Source organism: Methanolobus psychrotolerans (assembly GCF_002243045.1).
Lineage (GTDB): Archaea > Halobacteriota > Methanosarcinia > Methanosarcinales > Methanosarcinaceae > Methanolobus > Methanolobus psychrotolerans.
Genome location: NZ_MBKP01000003.1, coordinates 49,789 through 70,919 on the forward strand (window position 1 = coordinate 49,789; position 21,131 = coordinate 70,919).

A 21,131-nucleotide genomic window follows, 5' to 3' on the forward strand; every position below is an offset into this window, starting at 1 on the left:
AGAACAGTCTGTGTATATTCACTGAAAGAAGGTTGTTTAAGTATTAAAAGCCTCTCAGCAGCCCATATCCATATTAAGGCAAATTTATAAAGACTATACCTGATTAAACCCACATATGGCCTTTGAAGCAATGATCTAAGGAACGAACACATGAATAATTGTCATTTCTTTGAACAACAAATATAAAAATGTCCCTTTTTGGGGACATGAATTAAAACTGAACAGAATACTTACTTGTCAAGTATCACAACATGTAACGAGTTTCCCCTCCAGATGCTGAGGGTATCGAATTCCCAGTTACTGGCAAGTCCGCCGGTTGCATTGAATGCCCTGCTACGCCCTTCAAGATAGAACCTGTAACCTCCCTCATCCACAGATGACGGCACAGTCACAGTCCAGTCAAGTACCTTATTGTTGTCTCCCACGGTGTGATGCCAGTAGCTGTCACTTCCCACAGAACCCGAACATCCGGTGAAACTGATATATATATCCCTCAAATGAGTTGCTGCTACATTATAGTTGACCCGTAGCTCAATATCTGTTCCTGCAGTCCGCTTAATGATAGGACAATGAAGTGGAGCTTCACTCCAGGCCCCTCCGGCCTCCCTGTACTCAAGCTTTAGGAAATCAACTGGAGCTGGCTGACTGTTGTCTATAACCACTTTCACGAGATCAAGGGCTGCAGCAATTGGATTGTGTGCCGCATCGTACAGTTCCAGACGAAGTTCATACTTCCCGTCAGAATAATTGTGGGTGCGCCAGTTTATCAGGGTGTGATAGGGGAAATAGTCATTTGCAGGTGTCAGCACCTCATAGAACCCATTCTCATCAGGTTTTACATAATGAGATGTGCCTGCGCTGATATTGTACACATGCCATCGTTCATTAAAGTGGGTTTCAGATCCACCCTGGTATTTATAAAAAACCTTGTAGTAAGAGGCATTTCCATAGTCAGGACAACCTACGACACGGATTGTTTTGCACAAGGGTGCCTCAGCATCGGGCCTTACCATGTGAGGCAGCGGGAATGCGACAAATTGCTTCGGCCTGTTAACTCCTTTAACATAACCTTGTGCATCAAAGTATATCGGGTCAACTGCCATGTCATTTAAGCCTACGATCCCGGTCTTGGTACATGGCTTATAAGCCGGTCCGCATGGCACACATATAGCATTGGACCATGCCTCTATCTGCACATCTGTTGTGGACTCGCCAAGGTTCCAGTTCACATCGAAATAGCCCTCTTCATAAATAGTTTCAAGCACCCCGTCACCATCGATATCCTGTTCTACCTTGAAAACAATGTCAGGCACATCAAGGAAAAGGTTCCATTCAGGCACGATCTCAGGCCAGCAACGCAGCAATCTTACAAGAGGACTTGAACTGCGTATCTGCGCGATGGTAGAAGCTATATTCTTTTTCTGTTTACCGAGCATCTCCAGCAGTAGATCATCATCTGGCAGTGATGGAGGAGCTATTGAACGCGGAAATGCGGACTGGTCCAGTATAGAGGAGCTATCCTTGCTCACAGGCTCAAACAGAGCATCCTTCCTGAAAAGGGTCTTACGGACAGCTTCAAATCTTGACTTTGTAAACAGGTCGCTTGTAGTATCAACATCTGTACGCAAAGCCTTCATGAACCCCGCTGAGACTGTTTCAACGTTATCAGTACTCACAGATTTAAGATTCCTGTATTCCATCTCCTTGATGACAGGCTCCGACTGCGGCCAGGACTGGGGCCTTGGTTTGACCTTCATTTCAGGCAAAGCTTTTAGTTCCGGATAGTAGCGTATGTCCGGCTTAACTCCCATATCTATAGCCTCAAGTACTGTTGGCCGTCTGAGTATATCCCAGAGACAGCGATAACGCAATCTCCACCTGAGAACAGCATCAATATCGAAATACGGGATATTGACACAGAAATAACCACATTCATCTGTCTTTACAGTTGCAATCTCCTCTTTACGATGCGGGAAGAACGGGAAGATCCAGCCCCATGGCAATCCAGGATTCGGATACCACCAGAAGAAGTTAACGTCAACATCATACACATGAACTGTAGCTCCGGGAACCGGACATTTTTCACCTGTAACGGGGTCTGTCTTAAAGACACGGCCGCAAACCTTGTGTTTCAGCTGCCATAATCCAAGCACACTGTCAACCGGCTTAATTGAGATGTCTTCTTCCTTTAGTACTCCTTTCCTTGAAAGGATGGTATCCTTTGTAATGCTTGCAACAGATGCGTTTGCAGATTCTGACAGCCTGCGTATCTGGGTTTTCGGTTTCAGCTCATCCGGAACAATAGATATTTTCAAATTATCCGGCATCTTTGCAGCTTCCACATCAAGAACTATATCAAGGTTGTCGGTTGTCAGCTTTTTCTCTGCCAGTATTTTCACTTCATTCAAATCTTCTGAAAAAACAACAGCTTTTAATGGGACTGACGAATTCTTAACTCCTTCCACTTTTGCTGATATTTTAACACCATTTGTTATTCTGGTTCTTGCCACGAATTCCACTCCAAATTCTTATTAGAAAACAGAAGTTACACACCCAGGATACAAAAAAGATATCAAGTGAACTAAATGGATAATCAACATTTCCTTGGAACTCCAGTTCCACGACAATAGTTCCCTCGACCTCATTATTTGCACTCTCTGACTTTCAAAGGTGTAGAGGATACCCCTATTTCCCATAAACTGGTAATTTTACCGAAGTTAATGTCAGTTTAATTCATATTTAAAATAGTAGGATGAAAATAAAATAAACAGTTCAATTATTACATCGACTCTATTTTTACCACGAGAGACTATTTTATATAGCAATATATCAAATAAATGGCAATGGCTTCTATTTCTTTTACAAATGAACTGATGCGCAAGGGCATTCATCTAACTTCAATATTCATAGTGCTTGTCTATGCTTTCTTTGGAAAACAGGCAAGTCAGACCCTGCTGATAGTTTATCTTGTATTAATTTTATGTATCGAACATCTTAGACTTGACAGGGGCATCAGACTCCCGGCCCTGGATATTCTTTTGCGCCAGAAAGAGAGATCAGGACTTGGATCACATGTATATTTCACCATTGGTGCACTGATTGCAGTTTCTGTTTTCAGCAGGAATATTGCTTTGGCAGCTATTCTCATGACCACTTTTGGAGATATGAGCGCTGCACTTATCGGTCAAAAATATGGAAAAAGAAGGATATTTACTAATGGAAAAAGCCTTGAAGGCTGTATTGCAGAGTTTGTCGTAAACCTGGTCATAGCTGTTCTCTTGCTTGAAAACCCGGCGGTTTCAATAATAATGGCATTTGTTGCAACCTTTGTAGAAGCAACATTCGTAAAAATAGATGATAATCTGTCAATACCGGTCTTTTCCGGTGTTTTTGCAGAAGTAGCGTTCCTGTTGCTCTCTTATTTATGATCCGCTGTAGCGATAATTGCAGGACCTTTCGTAGCATGATGTGGCACTTATGGATCAAATACTTATAGAGTCTTTTCCCAAACCAGGGATCTTCACTTGTCAGAATCCTTTAATAATCATGAAATCAATCTACTAATATATGACTGACAACAAAGCAGATGAGCAGATCTTAGCAGAAAGAAAAAACCGGAGAGACTCCGACAGTCCTCTTCTTCAGCCCACGTTTGGTAGCTCTGTAAGGGGTGAAGATATTGCAACCCCGGGTTTTGAGATAGAATATGCCCCTCACAAATCGCAGGGTCTGCAAAGTGCATCTGATATGTGGATAGACAAGAGCAGGCTTTTTGATGGTCTTTCAAAAGAAAAAAGGGATTTGAAAAATATCAACGGATTATCACGCCAGTAAACTTTTCTTTTAACTTTTTTCAATATCAATTATTGGTCATTAACAGCAGGCAATCATCTTGCTGCTTTTTACTAAAACAGGGAACTTATGCGGATGACATTACTGTCACAAATAAGTCCAGTTAATTTGTTTTAAACACAACTTTGTTTTTTGACAAGTTATTTATATAACGCGATTATACGATATTATATACTCAAACTAAATCTCAGCGATTAGAGTAAACATCAGTGATCAGAGGTTAGAATATGGCACCATGGGAATATGATATCAGGGCTGTTCGCTACGGAGAATTGGACAGCACGAAAGAAGATCTGAACAAGCTCGGAGTCGATGGCTGGGAACTCATACGTTTCTCAGATGATATTGATGAAAACGGAATGGTAAAGGCATTCTTCAAGAGACCGCTTGACTGTCTTGAGATATGAGTGATCTTCGCCTCCTTTCATTTTCTTTCATAAATTTTACTTGTTTTACATCTCATCGGTTCTGAATTATTTAAAACAGATACAATTCCCTGCGTATTATAACGCATGTGATACAAAATTCACATATTTAACTTAACTTAATCCCATTTTTTAATTAAATACTTGGCTTTGGTAAGAACATATAGTTACATCTTAGGGGAAACTATATTTCGGCATGAACTGCCCGAAATGTAAGAGTTCAAACCACAAAAAAAAAACGGTCAGGTAGGTGGACACCAACGATACAAGTGCCATACTTGCGGATATAACTATTCAGTAGAGATAAAATCGACTGTATTGTGTAATGTGCCCTCATGTTCAGTTTCTGTTTTTGTTCTTCCGGATATTGAACAATAACTTTAAATAATATAAAGAAGGTAAACAGATTCTGTTTGCTGATAAGGTATAAAACAATATTATCTGCAAACAAAATAGAAAAAATACAGGTAGAAAGATATAATGACACAAAATGTCGCAAACTTAAGCAATATACAGATCCCGAAGGGTTACAGCCTGAAGAGAATACAGTTATACTTCTGGTTAGGACTAATATCGGCAACCTTCCTGAGATTGATAATCATTGCTGATTATTATAGCGGAACATTATCTAAAGTTCTATTCTACCTGGGTGTCGTTGGATACCTTGTCTTCTTCGCACACAGATATCATATTGCAACACGCAGGATAGATGTCCTGAAGAACCTGGAGTTGCTGAAAAAGATAGAGGGCAGGATTCCTTTAAGCGAAAATGACTACTGTGGATTACAATATATCATGTGGAGTCTGTCCGTGTCAAAGGAACGCATGAATTACCTGGTCATCTTTACTTTCTCGATAATCGCCATTATAGTATCGCTGGCACTTGACCTTGGAATTGTTTGATCATAAGAAGAACGAAATGTAAAATACTAAACCAATAGAATAGCACCAGACACAAAGGTGATTAAATATGAACCCAACAAAGGAAGAGATCATTGACATGGCAAAGCATGCAGTGATAGATCTCGATGAGAACGCAGTCGAAAGAATAGCCCATGAAGCTCTGGACGCAGGAATTAGTCCTGTTGACCTTATTGAACAGGGATTTGTCGAAGGTATGAAAGTTATGGGTGATCTTTTTGAAGAAGGCAAGTCCCAGCTTGCCCAGATATTTGAAGCATCACACATTGTTGAATCAGGCATCAATGTGCTCAGACCTGCAATTATGAGTTCAATGGGTTCCAAAAATGATGTATGCTGGTTTGGTAACCTCGTTGTAGGAGTATGAGCAGGCCTGCTGAATAATTTACTTCGGTCTTTAAAAACCTCCTTCTTTTCTCCTCCACTTTTATTTTAAAGATGACTCATTACATTTAACAAAAAGTTCATGAGCCACATTTGCGGAAGGCAAAGTTATTTATTTCAATGCTGGTTTTTATTCCCTTGTCTGAGAAACCTGCAGACTGGTTACTATTATAGTTAATATAAACAGTTAGCACAAGCAGCAAATATGTGTGAATGGACAGGTGTGCCATTAGGCACAGGTACTAAAAATCCGGCAGAAGAGCTGGTTTTTACCTTATATGAATATGACAATCAAAGATTACATTTGAATAGGTGACATTATGACATGTGATGATTTCAAAGATCCTTTCGGGTCCAGACAGACCATCAATATTGCTGATAAAGAGGTAACTATCTATCGTTTGAAGAAACTGGAAGAGCTTGGAATAGCAAAGATCTCCAGATTACCTTACTCTATCAGGGTCTTGCTTGAAGCAATATTAAGGAATGTTGATGGAAAGGTTATTACCGAAGATGATGTGAAAAATCTTGCGGGTTGGAATCCTGAAGGAGTTCTTGCACTCGATATACCATTCGTTCCATCAAGAGTTATAATGCAGGACTTCACAGGCGTTCCTGCAGTAGTGGACATTGCAGCCATAAGGTCAGCCATGCAAAGACTTGGAGGGGACCCCTTGGCGATCAATCCTGTGATCCCTGCAGACCTTGTAATTGACCACTCGATCCAGGTGGATTACTATGGTACATCCTATGCCCGCAGCTGTAATGAGAAATATGAGTTCCACCGTAATAAAGAAAGATACGAACTATTGCACTGGGCCCAGAATGCTTTTGACAATATGAGGGTGGTCCCTCCTTCAAGTGGTATCATTCATCAGGTCAATCTTGAGAACCTGGCATCTGTTGTCCATCTAAAAGAGAAGAATGGTGAGTTTGTTGCTTATCCTGATACCCTTGTAGGCACCGATTCCCACACTACAATGATAAACGGACTTGGCGTTCTGGGTTGGGGTGTAGGCGGTATTGAAGCTGAAGCGGTTATGCTCGGCCAGCCTTACTATATGCCCATTCCTGAAGTAGTAGGCTTTAAACTCACAGGCGAACTCAGAGAAGGTATCACATCCACAGACCTTGTACTTACAGTCGTAGCTATGCTCAGGAAACATGGTGTTGTAAGCAAATTTGTGGAGTTCTATGGACCAGGCTATAAGACACTCGAACTGACTGACAGGGCAGTGCTTGCTAACATGGCTCCTGAATACGGTGCTACGATGGGATTCTGTCCGGTGGATGAAATCACTCTGGACTACATGCTCATGACAGGCAGGAGCGAGGAGCATATTGATCTGGTCAGGAAATACTGCAAGGAGCAGAGCCTCTTCCTGGAAGATGGCATTGAGGATCCTGAATTCACATCAACACTGGAGCTTGATATCAGCACAGTAGAACCAAGCCTTGCAGGACCCAAAAGACCGCAGGACCGAATACCTGTGCAGGATATGTCAAAGGTCTTCCATCAGACCATGAAAGAAGTGTTTGCTGCAAAGAGCGGAAAGGCTGTCAATGGATCAGATCCTGATTACAGCCGCTGGCTTGGTGAAGGCGGATACAGTGTTGTAAAGGTTACACACCCCCACCACACAGGTATTACAAAGATAAAATGTGCAGATGATGCCGTTTCAGTGACACATGGCTCTGTAGTTATTGCATCCATTACATCATGTACCAACACATCCAGTCCATCCCTTATGATAGGTGCGGGCCTGCTCGCAAAGAAAGCCGTTGAAAGAGGACTTAAGGTAAAACCATTTGTCAAGACAAGTCTTGCACCTGGTTCCCGTGTCGTTACCGATTATCTTGAGGAAGCAGGCCTTATGCCATACCTCGAGGCACTCGGTTTCCATCTTGTAGGCTATGGATGCCTTACATGCATAGGTAACAGTGGACCTCTGAGAGAAGCGGTTTCAAATGAAATAGAGAACAAGGACCTTACAGTTGCTGCAGTTCTCAGTGGGAACCGGAACTTCGAAGGCAGGATCAACTCCCAGGTTAAAGCCAATTACCTGGCTTCACCATTGCTTGTGGTAGCTTATGCACTTGCTGGCACTGTTGATATTGACCTCATGAAAGAGCCGATAGCCTGTGACCCTAATGGGCAGCCAGTTTACCTGAAGGACATCTGGCCAGGCAGAGAAGAGCTTAATGAGTGCATACACAGATCAGTCACCCCTGAGATGTTCAAAGAACAGTATTCCAACATCTACAAAGGAACAGAACTTTGGAGAAGTCTTGATGCACCTGCGGGCCTGCTTTACGAATGGGACACTCATTCCACATATATTCAGGAACCACCATTCTTCAAGAATTTCCCACTTGATGTTACCAGGCTGACAGACATCAAAGGAGCAAGGGCTCTTGCTATGGTAGGAGACAGTATAACCACAGATCATATCTCACCGGCAGGCTCCATCCCATCAAGTTATCCTGCGGGCCAGTATCTGCAATCAAAGGGTGTTGATGAGAAGGACTTCAACTCATATGGTTCCAGGCGAGGTAATCATGAGGTAATGATGAGAGGTACTTTTGGGAACGTCCGTCTTAAGAACAAACTTGTTGCAGGAAAGGAAGGATCATGGACCATTCACCAGCCAGATGATCAGGAAATGCCCATCTATGATGCTGCAATGAAATATGTTGAAGAAGGAACTCCACTTATAGTTATTGCAGGAAAGGAGTATGGCACTGGAAGCTCACGTGACTGGGCTGCGAAGGGTACCCAGCTGCTTGGTATAAAGGCAGTTATTGCAGAATCATTTGAGAGGATACACCGCAGCAACCTTGTCGGCATGGGAGTCCTGCCACTGCAATTCCAGGAAGGAGAATCTGCGACAAGCCTTGGACTTAGCGGAAAGGAAATATTCGATCTAAAAGGAATAGACACACTCAGACCATTCGGTGAGCTTACCGTTGTTGCAAGATCAGCCAATGGCGATGAAAAGACCTTTAATGTCCTTGTCCGCCTTAACTCTGAAATAGAAGTGGAGTATTACATCAATGGTGGCATACTTCACAAATTCCTCCGGGACAGGATAAAGGGATAATTATCCCTTTAATTTATTTTTTCTGTTAAAATAACCATATGTTTGCATTTGCCGGGATTTATATATAAATAGTGTCAAATTCCAGCAAGATTTATATATGGATAATCAAAAGTAAATATTGAGCACATTTTATCAAAACGTTAACTTAATCCATTTGGGGATTTTACATGGAAGAGATGAAAAAAGGCCTTGAAGGCGTAGTAGCTCTGGATACCAAAATATCCTTTATTGACGGTATTCAGGGAATCCTGAAATATAGGGGGATCAACATAGAGGATCTTGCAGATCTCTCTTATGATGCGGTTTCCTATCTCCTTATCAACGGAAAGATCCCTGATGAAACTGAGCTGTCCGAGTATTCGCAGGAGCTTAAAAAAAACCGTCGCATCAATGGTAAGCAGATAGAGGTTCTCAAAGAATTTGATTTTGGAATAGAAGCTCTTGATGGATTGAGAACGGCTATTTCCTGTACAGCCCACTTTGACAATGAGAACAACCATCACACACCCGATGCCAATAAAAACAAATCCATCAGACTTGTTGCAAAATTCCCTACCATCGTTGCAGCTTTGCATCGAAGCGGTCATGGTGAGCCGATCATTGAGCCGGATAGCGAGTTGTCCCATGCTGCTAACTTCCTTTTTATGCTTAAAGGGAAAATTCCCACCAAGCTTGAAACCGAAGCAATGGAAAAAGACCTCATCCTGAGTGCCGAGCATGAATTGAACCCTTCAACATTTTCATTAAGGATTGCAGCATCAACCCTTTCAGACATGTACTCTGCCATCATATGTGGTCTTTGTACCCTTAAGGGACCTTTGCATGGCGGTGCCAGAAAGGGCGTAATGGACATGCTGGACGAGGTTGGCAGTCAGGAGAACGCCCGGGATTATATTGTTCAAAAACTTGAGAGGAAAGAGAAGATAATGGGATTCGGTCATCGTGTTTATAAGACCTATGATCCAAGGGCAATGATATACAAAGATGTTGCCAGGAGACTGGCCATAGAGAAAGCAGACTGCAGCTGGTTTGATATGGCTGAGGAAATTGAACATATCCTTTACCACGAATTCATAGAACTGAGAGGAAAACCGATCTATCCTAATGTTGATTTCTACTCTGCTGTTGTATACAAGTATCTGGAGATCCCAGCCGAGCTTGCAACTTCCATATTCGCAATGGGAAGGGTCTCTGGGTGGATAGCACACTGCATGGAACAATATTCAGACAACAGAGTTATCAGGCCAAGGGCACATTCTGTGTAAACACTTGCCCATTTATTTTTTCACATTCTTTTTTCAGGCTTGCATTCATATTTTCAAAACCTTCTCTGGTCTTCTCGCCAATGAAGTATAGTATCAGCGGTGCAAGAATACCTCTGAACCTTTCACACTGTATGAGCCTTGTCCTGTTGTTTTCCAGCTCCTCGAGCCTGAAAACGTGTTCCCCGTCAAAGATCCCTTTGAACCATAAATGACCTGTCCACCTGTATTCATTTACAGGCTCAACTTTTGTGATAACAGGATTTAAGTTCGTGCCTTTCATTCCGGTGGGCTGCATGTGAACATCAAGCTTTGAACCGGGTTCAAGTTTTCCTTTTATGCTTGTAATAAAAGGATTCCATATTTCAAATCTGTCAAAATCTGTCAGGAGGTCCCAGACCTCGTTGATCGGAGCTTCAATTATGATATCAGTACAAATCTTATGCATTGTGAGGTAAACCTCCGGTAAAAAAGAAGTTGTAAGAAAAAAATGGTCTATTGTTCACACTAATTCCCTGCTTTTATGTCAACCATATTGGCACTAATAAGATATATATTTACAGATTGTATATAAATAAGATACATCGAAAACAAGATCAACTGCAAATCGAAAAAACAAATAGAATCTTTACTTATAAGCATATATACCGTCGCTATACCTGCTTAATGTATGCATGGATTAAAAGTTTTACTATTTAATTCAGCATCTGTAAGAATATTTATGCCGGCAGAAATAAAGTATACATGGAAGCACTATTATACAACTGGAATCATTTATTCTACAATTATCAATTTCAACAAAGGTAATAAGCATGAGTAACAATAGAACATATGGAATTCCGGCACTGCTTTCTTTTTTCATACCAGGACTTGGACAGGTAATAAAAGGCGATATATTCAAGGCAATAGGTATATGGACTGTCCTGGTCATTTGTTGGTTTTTGCAGTTCATTCTAATAGGGTACTTATTGGGATTTATTGTATGGATATGGCAGATATATGATGCTTACAATAATTAATGGATTGAAGAACAGTCCTCTATTAATTCATGTCTGATCTTTTGGATTGTTCCAGCAACGTATCAAGAAAAGCATGATGCTATCCCACTCAGCCTAAATACACCTTTCATTTTTAAAGATAAGTATAAGTGGTTTGCACACTTGTTCCATCCGTTTATTTGAAATTACTTTCCAAAATAGCCAGCTCAGCTTTCATCTTTTCCAGCAGCTCCGGAATTTTTTCATTTTCTAGTTCTACAGCTTTTTCCAGCTCGCCTGTCAGATCTGCCATGATGGAAAAACCAATATTAAGAGAAGTACCTTTGATGCAGTGTGCACTGCTTCTTACCTTTTCCATATCATTTTGGGAAAATGAATCTGTAATATCTTCAAAATTACGGGCAAGGGATGATATTGCCATAAAGATAAGATTATCATACAGTTCTTTATTGCCATTCACACTTCCCATTAATGAATCCCCATCAAAATGAACAGGAGGTCCGTTTTCATGACTCCGTTTCACTGGCTCCGGATTTTCCTGTTCAAGCAACCATTTATTTAAAATATGATTAATTGTATCTGATACTATTGGTTTTGTAACATAATCATCCATTCCTGCCTCAATGCATCGTTCTTTTTCTCCTTTGAAAATACCGGCTGTCAGAGCAATTATGGGTGTACGTTTATCGTTTCCACTCCCGGTGCTTCTTATCAAAGCAGTTGCATCATACCCGCTAAATTCAGGCATCTGTATGTCCATGAATATTATGTCAGGTTTATTCTCCCTGTACATCCGGACAGCTTCTTTTCCGTCTTTTGCCTGCAGTATCTTTGCCCCGGGTAACAGGCTGGAAATAATTATCGATGCGAGGATCATGTTTGTTTCATTGTCTTCAGCAATGAGGATACTATAATTACGGTTGTTGCTCCCCAGATGTGGAATAGGTAAAATCACTTTTTCATTTAGTTCATTATTCATGTCCATTTTTCTGGAAGAATTGGATTGACATATTGCATCAAAGAGTTCTGCCTTCCTGACAGGTTTGATAATGCTGGCACAGATACCCAGTTCACTGTTTTCATCATGCTTTGAGGAGATATCGGTTGAATCGCGCATCAGGATAGCAGGAACTCCCGTAGGCAGTTTGCTTTCCCTGCGCATGTTACGGACCAGTTCATATCCTCCCATTACAGGCATATAAATATCAGCAATGATAAGGTCGTATTCGGTGTCATTGTTCAGCATATCCAGTGCTTTTGTACCACTTGATGCAATATCAGCTTTAATATCAAATCTTTGCAGCATGTTTTGCAAGATGGAGAGATTGTTGCTGTTATCATCTACAATAAGGACTTTACGAATGGTTTGCAGATCATTGATACAACAACTGTCTATCTGTTCACTTTGCTCTGTGGAAAAGGGTACTGTAAAATAGAATCTGCTTCCCTTTCCCTCTTCACTTTCAAGCTCGAGTTTTGATCCCATTTTCTCCAGCAATTTATTGGAGATGCTCAGACCAAGTCCGGTCCCACCGTATTTACGGGTTATAGTACCGTCTGCCTGTGAGAATGAATCAAATATCCGGGATATATTCTCCCCTGCGATTCCTATTCCCGTATCCCTTACTGAAAATGTGAATTCCATTTCCTGTAACTTTCCGGCAGTTGAGGAAGCTTCGACTTTAAGCTCGATCTCTCCGGCTGAGGTGAACTTTATTGCATTACCCAACAGATTTACCAGTACCTGTCTCAATCTTAACCTGTCAGCGACAATATAACGTGGCAAGTCAGGGGACATGTTCATCAACAGTTCAAGGCCTTTCTCATGAACTCTGTATTTCAACATATCCGTAATTTGTTCGCACAATTCTACCAGATCAATTCTTTCAGTATCAAGTTCCAGTTTGCCAGCCTCTATTTTTGATATGTCAAGTACATCATTGATAAGATCAAGTAATAAACTGGCAGACGTCGATACTGTTTTCATGTAACGAAACTGCTGATCGCTTAGCTCTGATTTCAAAAGCAGATCAGAAAAACCAATAATTCCATTCAGAGGAGTGCGCATTTCGTGGCTCATATTTGCAAGGAATTCCGATTTGGCCTTGTTGGCAGCGTTTGCTTTTTCTTCGGCTTCTTTGTTCTCATTGATGCTGATATGTGTTCCGTACATGTGCAAAGGCTTTCCTGTAGGATCATACATGGCTATTCTTCCATGAGCACGAACCCACATCCACCGCTTTTCTTTGTGCCACATCCTGTATTCTGCCATAAAAAGCTGGTTTTTCCCTTCGATCGTGTCCTGCAATTTCCGGGTGACCAGCCCTGCATCATCAGGATGTATCATTTTGGCCCACACATCAAGGTTATAATGAGTAAAGTCGCTTGTAGTGTATCCGGTGATCTTTTCCCAGCTATCAAGTCCCTGCAAAGTAATATCGCCAGTTATCAGGTCAAGGTCCCATATTCCGGCACATGTTGCTTTTAGTGCCATATCAAGTAGTTCTGTCCTGTTCTGTAACTGTTCCTGGACTATCTTGCGTTCATTGATATCACGGACTACTGCAAGCACCCGCTCCTCACCGGATATCTCTGTTTTCTTCTGTGAGACCTCTACCCAGAAAGACTCACCGTTCTCTTTTTTTGCCAGCCATTCAAACACATGAGGTCCTTGCTCAATGGTCCTTTTTGTGTGTTCTATGGCCTCTTTTTCAGTGTAGGGAAAAACATTAGTACACATATCACAGATGCTACCCGACAACACCCTTTCCTTTGTAGTATAGCCATACATCCTGAGCATGGCATCATTGACATCAAGTATCTTCCTAGTAGTAATATCATGAATGAAAATGGCTTCGTTGGTCGAATTGAATATTTCCCTATAGTTCTTCTCACTTTTACGCAGGGCTTTCTGGTCACGTACACGCTCAGAAACATCCCGGCATGCACAGAAGACCAATCTCTGGCCGCCACGTATCACCTCATTGGAGCTGATCTCCACGTCTATGAATGTACCATCCTTACGAATATGGCGTGTTAAGAAATACTCCTCAGTAGTATGGACATTATGCAGCATGTGTAAGAGTTCACTACGTGTCCATTGCTTGTCCCACTCCCATATATGCAGCTTCATTATTTCTTCGGGAGAGTAACCCAACATTTTTGCAAATTTCTCGTTTGCTTCGTAGACCTTGCCATTTAGATCAAGAATCACGCCCCCATCCCTGGATTGCTCAATAAGCAGCCGTCTCCATACAGCCTCTTCAGCGAGTTTTTCTTCAGCCTTTTTGCGCTCAGTCATATCCTGCCCTATCCCAAACAACCTCATACCTTCTTTTGTTTCGATAGGAACTACATTCAGCAGCAATACTTTTTCTTTGCCATTTACATCATAGAATGTTTCAAGCATCCGTGACTGAAGGAAAGGAATATGTTCTTTCATCTGGCTTCCATTGAATCTTGGCGGGTCATAATCACCTGCCTTTTTTCCCCTCAGGGATATTATATCGGTTTCCAAAAAATCAAGAGCTGCATTGTTAGCGTCTACATAATTGCCATGACCATCCACAATAAGTATAGGGCTAAGTGTCGCTTCATAAAGAGTACGATACTTTCTCTCGCTTTCCAGCAAGGCTTCCTGTGCAAACTTTTGATCTGTGATGTCATGTATCGTACCAACGACCGTGTTCCTCTGTGCATTGTATTCTGCAACAGAATGGATGTCCCGGATCTCGCCATCAATAGCCCTCAATATTTTGAATTGGACATCATATGGCATTTTTCCTGTTACAAGGCATTTAAGTGCATTGGCAAGCATGCTCCGGTATTGTGGCAGTGGACATTTCTGTATTTCTGCAATGCTGTTATATGTGTCTGCGACTCCGTATATTTTAAGAGCTTCTTCTGAGGCATGTACAGTACCTTTATTGAGGTCAAATTCCCAGCTGCCCATGTGACCTATTTTTTGTGCGTTGCTTAACTGGATCTCTCTTTTACGCCGTTTTTCATCCTCATGCTCCCTTTCAAAAGCATCGGTAATTATTCCAGCTGCCACTTTTAAGAGTGATATCTGTTCTTCAGTCCATACGTTTTTTTTCTCAAGTGTGTCAAATCCCATTAAGCCGATGAATTTCCCGTCCTTTGTCATTGCTATGCTCAAAAGTGACTTTACAGACTGCAACCCCAGTTCTTTTCTTTCAGCATCGGCATCCTGTGGAAGCTTTTCTGCATCTGGTACATGTATGTGACCGGTTCTTTTGATACATTTTTCAAACCAGGGAAATTTACTTCGGCTAAAATCATAATTCCTGTTTTTGAGGGGTTCTATTCCCTTAGCACACCACTCATTGGTAATGCCCATTTTCCCCTCATTTTCTGAAAAAAGGAATATGTAAGCCCTGTCTACACCAAACAATTCGCCGCATGTTTTCAGTGCCTCGTCTACAACTGGTTCAAGTTCCTTGTTGACCAGATTTACAAAGCCAGCTGATATCCCAGACACCATCTTCTGGAACCGGAACTGGAATTGCAGCTCTTCTTCTGCTTTTTTGCGTTCCAGCAAAAGACCTACCTGCCGGGTGTAGATCTCTATTAGCTCTTCGTCTGCAAGATATTCTCCAAAAGGCATAATCAGTACAAAGTAACCCAGATTAACATTGCCCCTGAATATATTGGCAATAATTGTTTCTCCTGCATTGAATGTTCTCTCAAGAAGAATTATAGACTTTTCCGGGAATACACCCCTGATCAGATCATGTATAGAAGGGAAACGGGTAATATTGTTGCTGATTCTTTTTATAAGGATCGGGTTTGATTCCCATTCTTTGCCAGTAAGTTCAAATCCAAGTATTGCACTGGCTTTCTTTAAGTGGTTATTAGCTCCTGCAATTGCCATTGTAAAAAAAGAGTTTGTTTTTTCTTCAAACCGGATGAAAGCTGCATATTTTGCTTCTGATATATCCAGGATCCCATCTGTAATTCTTTGATAACTTATTTCATGGAATGAATTTTGAAAGAGTTCTTCTGAAGATATTACAAGCTTTTTAAGTTTGATGTTCTCTTCGATTTTCCTTTTCATATTCCCTGCCATCAAGTAGATAATTTATAGTTCTGTAAGGGATGCCGTTACACAGTTAATTGTGTGTCTGTCCCTATAGATTAGTGTACACTGATTAATGTATCTTCAATGAACTGTATATTATATGTATATTTGTATAACTTCTGTGATATTGTTCAGGAAATCATATTGTTCATAATAGAAATAGTTTGACCTGCATTCCAATAGATATGTTCGTTTGGGCCTATTGCAATAATGCCAGCATTTCTAAGAGGAAAACATAACTTGATCTATTAATTTTTCTTGTAGTTGACCAAAGGAACACCATATTTATATAATTTTGATTAGTATATTAGTGCATGCCTTACCCCGCGTTCCATCTTGCCTTCTTTATGTTCTGCATATCCCTTGTTGGAATCTTTGCCATTGCAGGAAGTGGTTTTCGCAGGGAAATACGGTTCAAGGATGTAAAACACCTGAGCCTTTTGTTTGTTGTCGGCAGTGTGGGTTCGGTATTTCCAGACGTGCCGGCAGTATGGAACTATATACTTTACGGTAACCTGCATCACACAATGATAGGCACAGTTCCCACACATTCCTTATTTTTTGGCCTGGTGGCATTCATACTGACCTTAGCACTTGGCTATCTAATATACAGGAATATCTCAAAAGCATCTTCCCTGGGAATCTTCGCAGAAGCGGCCTTCTTGTCACATCTGCTTCTGGATGACATAGCTGATGGAGGTCTTACTTACCTGTACCCGGTGTACAACGAACCGTTAAGCATATTTGTCTTCATGAATGTCAAGCTCTCCGGCGTGAACTTCTTCTATTACAACTTCGCATGTTTTGTGTCGGTGTTCTTCATCTTCTGTGTGATGTTCATGGCATTGCTTGCATTGAAGGACCTTGGATTTGGTTTCAAGTATGAACCGCTTGATTAAAGTTTTTTATACAGATTACGACTTTATAGAAACCCTACCATTAACGAACTTTGGGACATGTGAAAAGAATAAGTTCAGTATACTGTCCTTATGCATCATCATTATTAGTGGAGTACATACTCCTTCCCCAGTTCCGTAAGACTGTATGTTATCCATGAAGCTTCCCTGCTCCCTTTGATCAGATTGTTATCAGCCAGTACTGAAAGGTGATAAGAAAGCTTTGAGGGAGAAGTTTTAGTTATTTTCTGTATGACACATGCACAAAGAGGTTGTATGGATAGGATATTCAATATCTTTAATCTGAGTGGAGATGAGAGTGCATCATATATCCTGCTTTGCCTGACCACCTTATTTTCATCCGGCAGTCTTTAAATGATTATATCTATCCCGCCGATTATCTCTATTTCCTTTGATATCTGTTCCGGGATTTTCATATTTCTCCTTAGATCAAACCTCGTTTTGTCTTTACTGCGCCAAAAACATTAAGCTATTTAAAATCTATACTAATGTTCCCATATTTCTTCGCCAGGGACTCTGATAACATACCTATTTCCATCCTGCATACGTGTAAGACCCCACATGGCACAAGACAATTGGATGAACATTTCATTTCCTGTGCTTTAGATATGACATAATTGTCCTTGATGTCAAGCGTCTGATCCATGGGTATTTCCATATGAGACATCTTTTTTATCTTCTCACAATCAGTTTCAATATCAATAATGATATTTTTCCCATCTCGTTTACCATGTACATGATGTACAAAGCCGCATATATTCGAATTTATAGTTACATCTGTCATACTGATTCTCAATTTTTTGATTTTGAGGGTTACATAAATTCAATGTCAGTTCCTATATATAAGCATTTCAATTATTTTTGAAATACAAAGTCTTAAATAGAATGCTTCAAATATATTTGAAACACATGACTCAAGATTATCTGTTCCATCTAATAAATGTCGGATTGCAATCTGTCCAGGAATATCTGGCGTTGCATGTATTGCTATGCCTGGTTCCGGCCTTTTTCCTGGCTGGTGCTATCGCATCACTCTTCTCAAAGGAATCCGTACTCAAATACTTCGGTGCTGATGCACCAAAGTACATTTCTTACTCCGTAGCAGCGGTTTCTGGTTGCCTGCTTGCGGTATGCAGTTGCACAGTGCTTCCATTGTTCGCAGGAATCTACAAAAGGGGGGCTGGAATAGGACCAGCCACCACATTCCTGTTCTCTGCACCAGCCATCAATATCCTGGCTATTGTCTATACAGCAAAGATCCTGGGATATGATATTGGGGTCGCCAGGGCAATAGCAGCGATTGTGCTATCGATAGTTATCGGACTGATAATGGCAGTGCTATATGAAAGAAGGACAGGTGAGCATAAAGGGATCAAGACGTTCAACGGCGAGGAGCACTCCCATACGGCCCATATTTTCCTGCTGCTACTGGCAATACTTGTCATCCCTGAGATCATACAATCATGGACCTATCTGGCTCTAGTGGAGATCCCTCTCATAGCTGCTACTGTATACCTGTCCTTTAAGTGGTACACCAAAGAAGAAAGGGCAAGCTGGATGCAGGAAACATGGTTCCTTGTTAAAATGATAGCTCCTCTGTTGCTCATAGGCGTTTTCTTCGCAGGTATCATTGTAGAGCTGCTTCCTTCCGAGATCGTGGTAAAATACGTTGGTGGTGGCAATTTCATGTCGTACTTTATTGCTTCTATAGCTGCTGCACTAATGTATTTCTCCACGCTCACAGAAGTCCCTATAATCAGTGCTCTTACTATCCTTGGAATGGCTAAAGGCCCCGCTCTCTCTATGCTACTCGCCGGCCCAGCATTGAGTCTTCCCAGCATGATAGTGATCAGCAGGGTTATGGGCATTCAAAAAGGACTTTCGTATATTGTGCTGGTAGTCATAATGGCAATGATCTCTGGATTCACATTCGACTACTATATACTGTAAGCTAAAAAAGGTGTAATACATGAAGTTATTGATAATTTCAGATATACACGGAAACAAGGAGGCACTCGACGCTGTTATGACTGTACCCCATGATGATGTCATCTGCCTCGGAGATCTTGTGGACTATGGGCCGTCACCCGGCGAATGTATCGATCTGCTCAGGGAGCAGGACATACCAACCCTTAGGGGAAATCATGATAATGCAGTAGCTTTTGGAATGGAATGTGGTTGTGGTTATGAGTACAAACATCTCTCTCTGGCAACCCGGGATTACACTGTGAACATCTTAAATGATATACAGATAGACTTCCTTCGAAAACTTCCCATGAATATTGAAAGGACAGAGAACGGGAAGAAACTCTACTTCACACATGGCAGTCCCCTGTCCTTCTATGATTACATCAAACCGGATACACCGGAAGAAACAATAATGGAGTACATAAAAGGTGTTGATGCTGAGTTCATATTCATAGGTCATTCCCATCTTCCCTTTGTTCACAAAGTGGAAGGAGTAACTCTTGTGAATCCGGGTTCTGTGGGTCAGCCCAGAGATGGTGACGTCCATGCAAGCTGTGCTGTTTTTGATACGGCAACATTACAGATTGAGCTAATCAGGGTTGAGTATGATATGGAGATGGTCTTTGAAAAGATAAGAAAGAACATGCCTAATTCGAACGAACTGATCTCTATACTGAAAAGAGGAAAATGACATTAACTACTTAGCATTCATAAAATGCGTTTTGAAATAAAGGTGATAAAATGAAAATTGAAATTCTTGGAACAGGTTGTGCAAAGTGCAAGAAGACAAAAGAAATAGTTGAGCAGGCAGTTGCTGAACTTGGTATCGATGCAGAAGTGGTAAAAGTCGAGGATATAAATGCTGCATTGGATTATGGAGTAATGATCACACCAGCAGTTGTTATCGATGGTGATGTAAAGATCGCAGGGAAGATCCCAACGATCGAGAAAGTAAAGGAATGGTTATCATAAGTCTCAAAATTAGGGGGATATACATGGCAGAAGAACTGAAAATGGCAGAAGAAGTAAAATGTGCATGTGAAGCAGCAATCATTGGATTATATGCATGTGCCGGTGGCTCCAATGTGGGACAGATGGCAAACAAGGTGGCAGTTGAGCTTACTAAACAGGGAAAAGGAAAGATCATGTGTACCGTCGGGATCGGAGGCGCTGTCTCTGGTATCCTTAAGAGCACTGAGGGAACCGATGAGATTGTTGCTATCGATGGTTGTCCCCTGATCTGTGCGAAGAAATCACTGGAACGCGCAGGTTTCACCGTAGATAAGAGCATAGTCATAACCGAGCTTGGTATGAAAAAGGGTGGAAGCCTGGACCTGGAAGAGAGTGAGGTAAATGAGATGATGAACAAAGTGGAGAGTACTTTAGATAATTGAAACCGAAATGAATGAAAACCAATCTAATATGGGTGTATGTGCATGACCGCAACAGACTCGGTAAATAGCTCCATCGATACTAACAACTGGCCAGTAACTAATGGTGATTATATTATAGGGGATCCTGATTCACCGGTTGCGGTCGCGACACTTGCTTCTGAATATGAAAAACTGGGCTTGCAGAACGATGCTATCTGTGGCAAATGTTTCACAGAGAATTTTGGGATATAGAAAATAATTGTCAACGTACTTTCAAATCCGCGAATAAGCTGCCAGTACTTGGTATCATAGCCCATACACTGTTGTGGGTCAGAAAAGAATGGGTATGCGAAGATGAGGTCTGTTGATATTATGACCAGAACTGAGAGTGGAGAAAAGACAGAGACTATATCTTCCTGATAAGAATGTGAAAAATCTCAGTGTTCAGCCGGTAATACGTATATCTTGAACTTTTAAAAGACTCTACCACGCCATTTTTCTTCATGACAGAGAGATGATGGGATACGAGGTTCTGTTTTTCCTTTAACGCGTGGACCAGTGCCTCCACACAATAATCCTGTTTCAAAAGGTGGTACGCTATCCTTAACCTGATGGGATTGCCCAGTACCTTGAAAACATTGCACATATGGTCAATTTCATCTTCATCCAGAGCGAACTCATGTTCAAGATCCTGCTCCCATTCCTCTTTCAGCTCCTTATCAGCCGGACAGCATTTCATGGATTTAAAAAAGAAAATCAAACCATATATAAGTATTCATATCAACAAGTTTTGATATGGAGCATTTGACCTTATATTCAAAGAAGGCTG

At 41.3% G+C, this 21,131-nt stretch carries 20 protein-coding genes and 1 pseudogene; 15 read left to right on the top strand and 6 right to left on the bottom strand.

Annotated features, from left to right (window positions below; translation table 11 throughout):
• Positions 1–230: 230 nt before the first annotated feature.
• A complete protein-coding gene (locus BB781_RS00725; RefSeq protein WP_094226585.1) occupies positions 231–2,510 on the bottom strand; it encodes a hypothetical protein in 2,280 nt (759 codons plus the stop codon).
• 333 nt (positions 2,511–2,843) lie between these two features.
• Here BB781_RS00725 and BB781_RS00730 point away from each other — a divergent pair, with 333 nt between their 5' ends.
• From BB781_RS00730 to BB781_RS00760, 8 genes and pseudogenes are all read left to right on the top strand, one after another.
• Entirely contained in the window at positions 2,844–3,428 is a 585-nt protein-coding gene (locus BB781_RS00730; RefSeq protein ID WP_242492484.1) for a diacylglycerol/polyprenol kinase family protein, read from the top strand.
• A gap of 139 nt (positions 3,429–3,567) precedes the next feature.
• On the top strand, positions 3,568–3,834 hold the full coding sequence (locus tag BB781_RS00735) for a hypothetical protein (RefSeq protein WP_094226587.1): 267 nt from the start codon (positions 3,568–3,570) through the stop codon (positions 3,832–3,834).
• Positions 3,835–4,079: 245 nt separating this feature from the next.
• On the top strand, positions 4,080–4,259 hold the full coding sequence (locus BB781_RS00740; protein ID WP_094226588.1) for a hypothetical protein: 180 nt from the start codon (positions 4,080–4,082) through the stop codon (positions 4,257–4,259).
• A 214-nt stretch (positions 4,260–4,473) separates the two neighbouring features.
• Positions 4,474–4,592, top strand: a pseudogene (locus tag BB781_RS15235) (IS1/IS1595 family N-terminal zinc-binding domain-containing protein); the annotation flags it as partial.
• A 165-nt stretch (positions 4,593–4,757) separates the two neighbouring features.
• Positions 4,758–5,180 (top strand): hypothetical protein, encoded by a 423-nt coding sequence (locus BB781_RS00745; RefSeq protein WP_094226589.1) that lies wholly within the window; start codon positions 4,758–4,760, stop codon positions 5,178–5,180.
• Between the two features lie 67 nt (positions 5,181–5,247).
• The gene (locus BB781_RS00750) at positions 5,248–5,565 is read left to right on the top strand and encodes a cobalamin B12-binding domain-containing protein (RefSeq protein ID WP_094226590.1); all 318 of its coding nucleotides are present in this window, start codon (positions 5,248–5,250) and stop codon (positions 5,563–5,565) included.
• A gap of 337 nt (positions 5,566–5,902) precedes the next feature.
• Positions 5,903–8,683 (top strand): aconitate hydratase AcnA, encoded by a 2,781-nt coding sequence (gene acnA, locus BB781_RS00755; RefSeq protein WP_094226591.1) that lies wholly within the window; start codon positions 5,903–5,905, stop codon positions 8,681–8,683.
• Positions 8,684–8,850: 167 nt separating this feature from the next.
• The gene (locus BB781_RS00760; protein WP_094226592.1) at positions 8,851–9,948 is read left to right on the top strand and encodes a citrate/2-methylcitrate synthase; all 1,098 of its coding nucleotides are present in this window, start codon (positions 8,851–8,853) and stop codon (positions 9,946–9,948) included.
• Here BB781_RS00760 and BB781_RS00765 read toward each other — a convergent pair.
• Entirely contained in the window at positions 9,923–10,393 is a 471-nt protein-coding gene (locus tag BB781_RS00765) for an SRPBCC domain-containing protein (RefSeq protein ID WP_094226593.1), read from the bottom strand. The genes BB781_RS00760 and BB781_RS00765 overlap by 26 nt on opposite strands.
• A gap of 364 nt (positions 10,394–10,757) precedes the next feature.
• Between BB781_RS00765 and BB781_RS00770 the strand changes: the two genes are divergently transcribed.
• Positions 10,758–10,964, top strand: a complete 207-nt coding sequence (locus BB781_RS00770) for a hypothetical protein (protein ID WP_094226594.1) — start codon at positions 10,758–10,760, stop codon at positions 10,962–10,964.
• 154 nt (positions 10,965–11,118) lie between these two features.
• On the opposite strand, the gene BB781_RS00775 is transcribed toward BB781_RS00770, so the two are convergent.
• Positions 11,119–16,020 carry a PAS domain S-box protein gene (locus BB781_RS00775; RefSeq protein ID WP_164997738.1) on the bottom strand — a complete coding sequence of 1,634 codons (4,902 nt, stop codon included), beginning with the start codon at positions 16,018–16,020 and terminating at the stop codon, positions 11,119–11,121.
• 338 nt (positions 16,021–16,358) lie between these two features.
• Here BB781_RS00775 and BB781_RS00780 point away from each other — a divergent pair, with 338 nt between their 5' ends.
• On the top strand, positions 16,359–16,943 hold the full coding sequence (locus tag BB781_RS00780; protein WP_094226596.1) for a metal-dependent hydrolase: 585 nt from the start codon (positions 16,359–16,361) through the stop codon (positions 16,941–16,943).
• 104 nt (positions 16,944–17,047) lie between these two features.
• On the opposite strand, the gene BB781_RS16430 is transcribed toward BB781_RS00780, so the two are convergent.
• Both BB781_RS16430 and BB781_RS00790 read right to left on the bottom strand, forming a co-directional pair.
• Positions 17,048–17,290: an ArsR/SmtB family transcription factor gene (locus BB781_RS16430; protein WP_164997739.1), complete on the bottom strand. Its 243-nt coding sequence runs from the start codon at positions 17,288–17,290 to the stop codon at positions 17,048–17,050.
• Positions 17,291–17,430: 140 nt separating this feature from the next.
• Positions 17,431–17,745, bottom strand: coding sequence for a DUF6951 family protein (locus BB781_RS00790; protein ID WP_094226598.1), 315 nt, complete (start codon positions 17,743–17,745; stop codon positions 17,431–17,433).
• 125 nt (positions 17,746–17,870) lie between these two features.
• On the opposite strand from BB781_RS00790, the gene BB781_RS00795 reads away from it, so the two are divergent.
• The 5 genes from BB781_RS00795 to BB781_RS00815 are packed head-to-tail and all read left to right on the top strand — an operon-like array spanning position 17,871 to position 20,554.
• Positions 17,871–18,911: a permease gene (locus tag BB781_RS00795; RefSeq protein WP_094226599.1), complete on the top strand. Its 1,041-nt coding sequence runs from the start codon at positions 17,871–17,873 to the stop codon at positions 18,909–18,911.
• Positions 18,912–18,930: 19 nt separating this feature from the next.
• Positions 18,931–19,620: a metallophosphoesterase family protein gene (locus BB781_RS00800; protein WP_094226600.1), complete on the top strand. Its 690-nt coding sequence runs from the start codon at positions 18,931–18,933 to the stop codon at positions 19,618–19,620.
• 50 nt (positions 19,621–19,670) lie between these two features.
• Complete coding sequence (locus BB781_RS00805; protein WP_094226601.1) at positions 19,671–19,901, top strand: thioredoxin family protein; 231 nt, start codon at positions 19,671–19,673, stop codon at positions 19,899–19,901.
• A 23-nt stretch (positions 19,902–19,924) separates the two neighbouring features.
• Positions 19,925–20,323 carry a putative zinc-binding protein gene (locus tag BB781_RS00810; RefSeq protein WP_242492485.1) on the top strand — a complete coding sequence of 133 codons (399 nt, stop codon included), beginning with the start codon at positions 19,925–19,927 and terminating at the stop codon, positions 20,321–20,323.
• Between the two features lie 42 nt (positions 20,324–20,365).
• Positions 20,366–20,554 (top strand): hypothetical protein, encoded by a 189-nt coding sequence (locus tag BB781_RS00815; RefSeq protein ID WP_094226602.1) that lies wholly within the window; start codon positions 20,366–20,368, stop codon positions 20,552–20,554.
• Between the two features lie 154 nt (positions 20,555–20,708).
• Here the strand turns inward: BB781_RS00815 and BB781_RS00820 are convergent, their stop codons facing one another.
• The gene (locus BB781_RS00820; protein WP_094226603.1) at positions 20,709–21,041 is read right to left on the bottom strand and encodes an ArsR/SmtB family transcription factor; all 333 of its coding nucleotides are present in this window, start codon (positions 21,039–21,041) and stop codon (positions 20,709–20,711) included.
• Between the last annotated feature and the right edge of the window lie 90 nt (positions 21,042–21,131).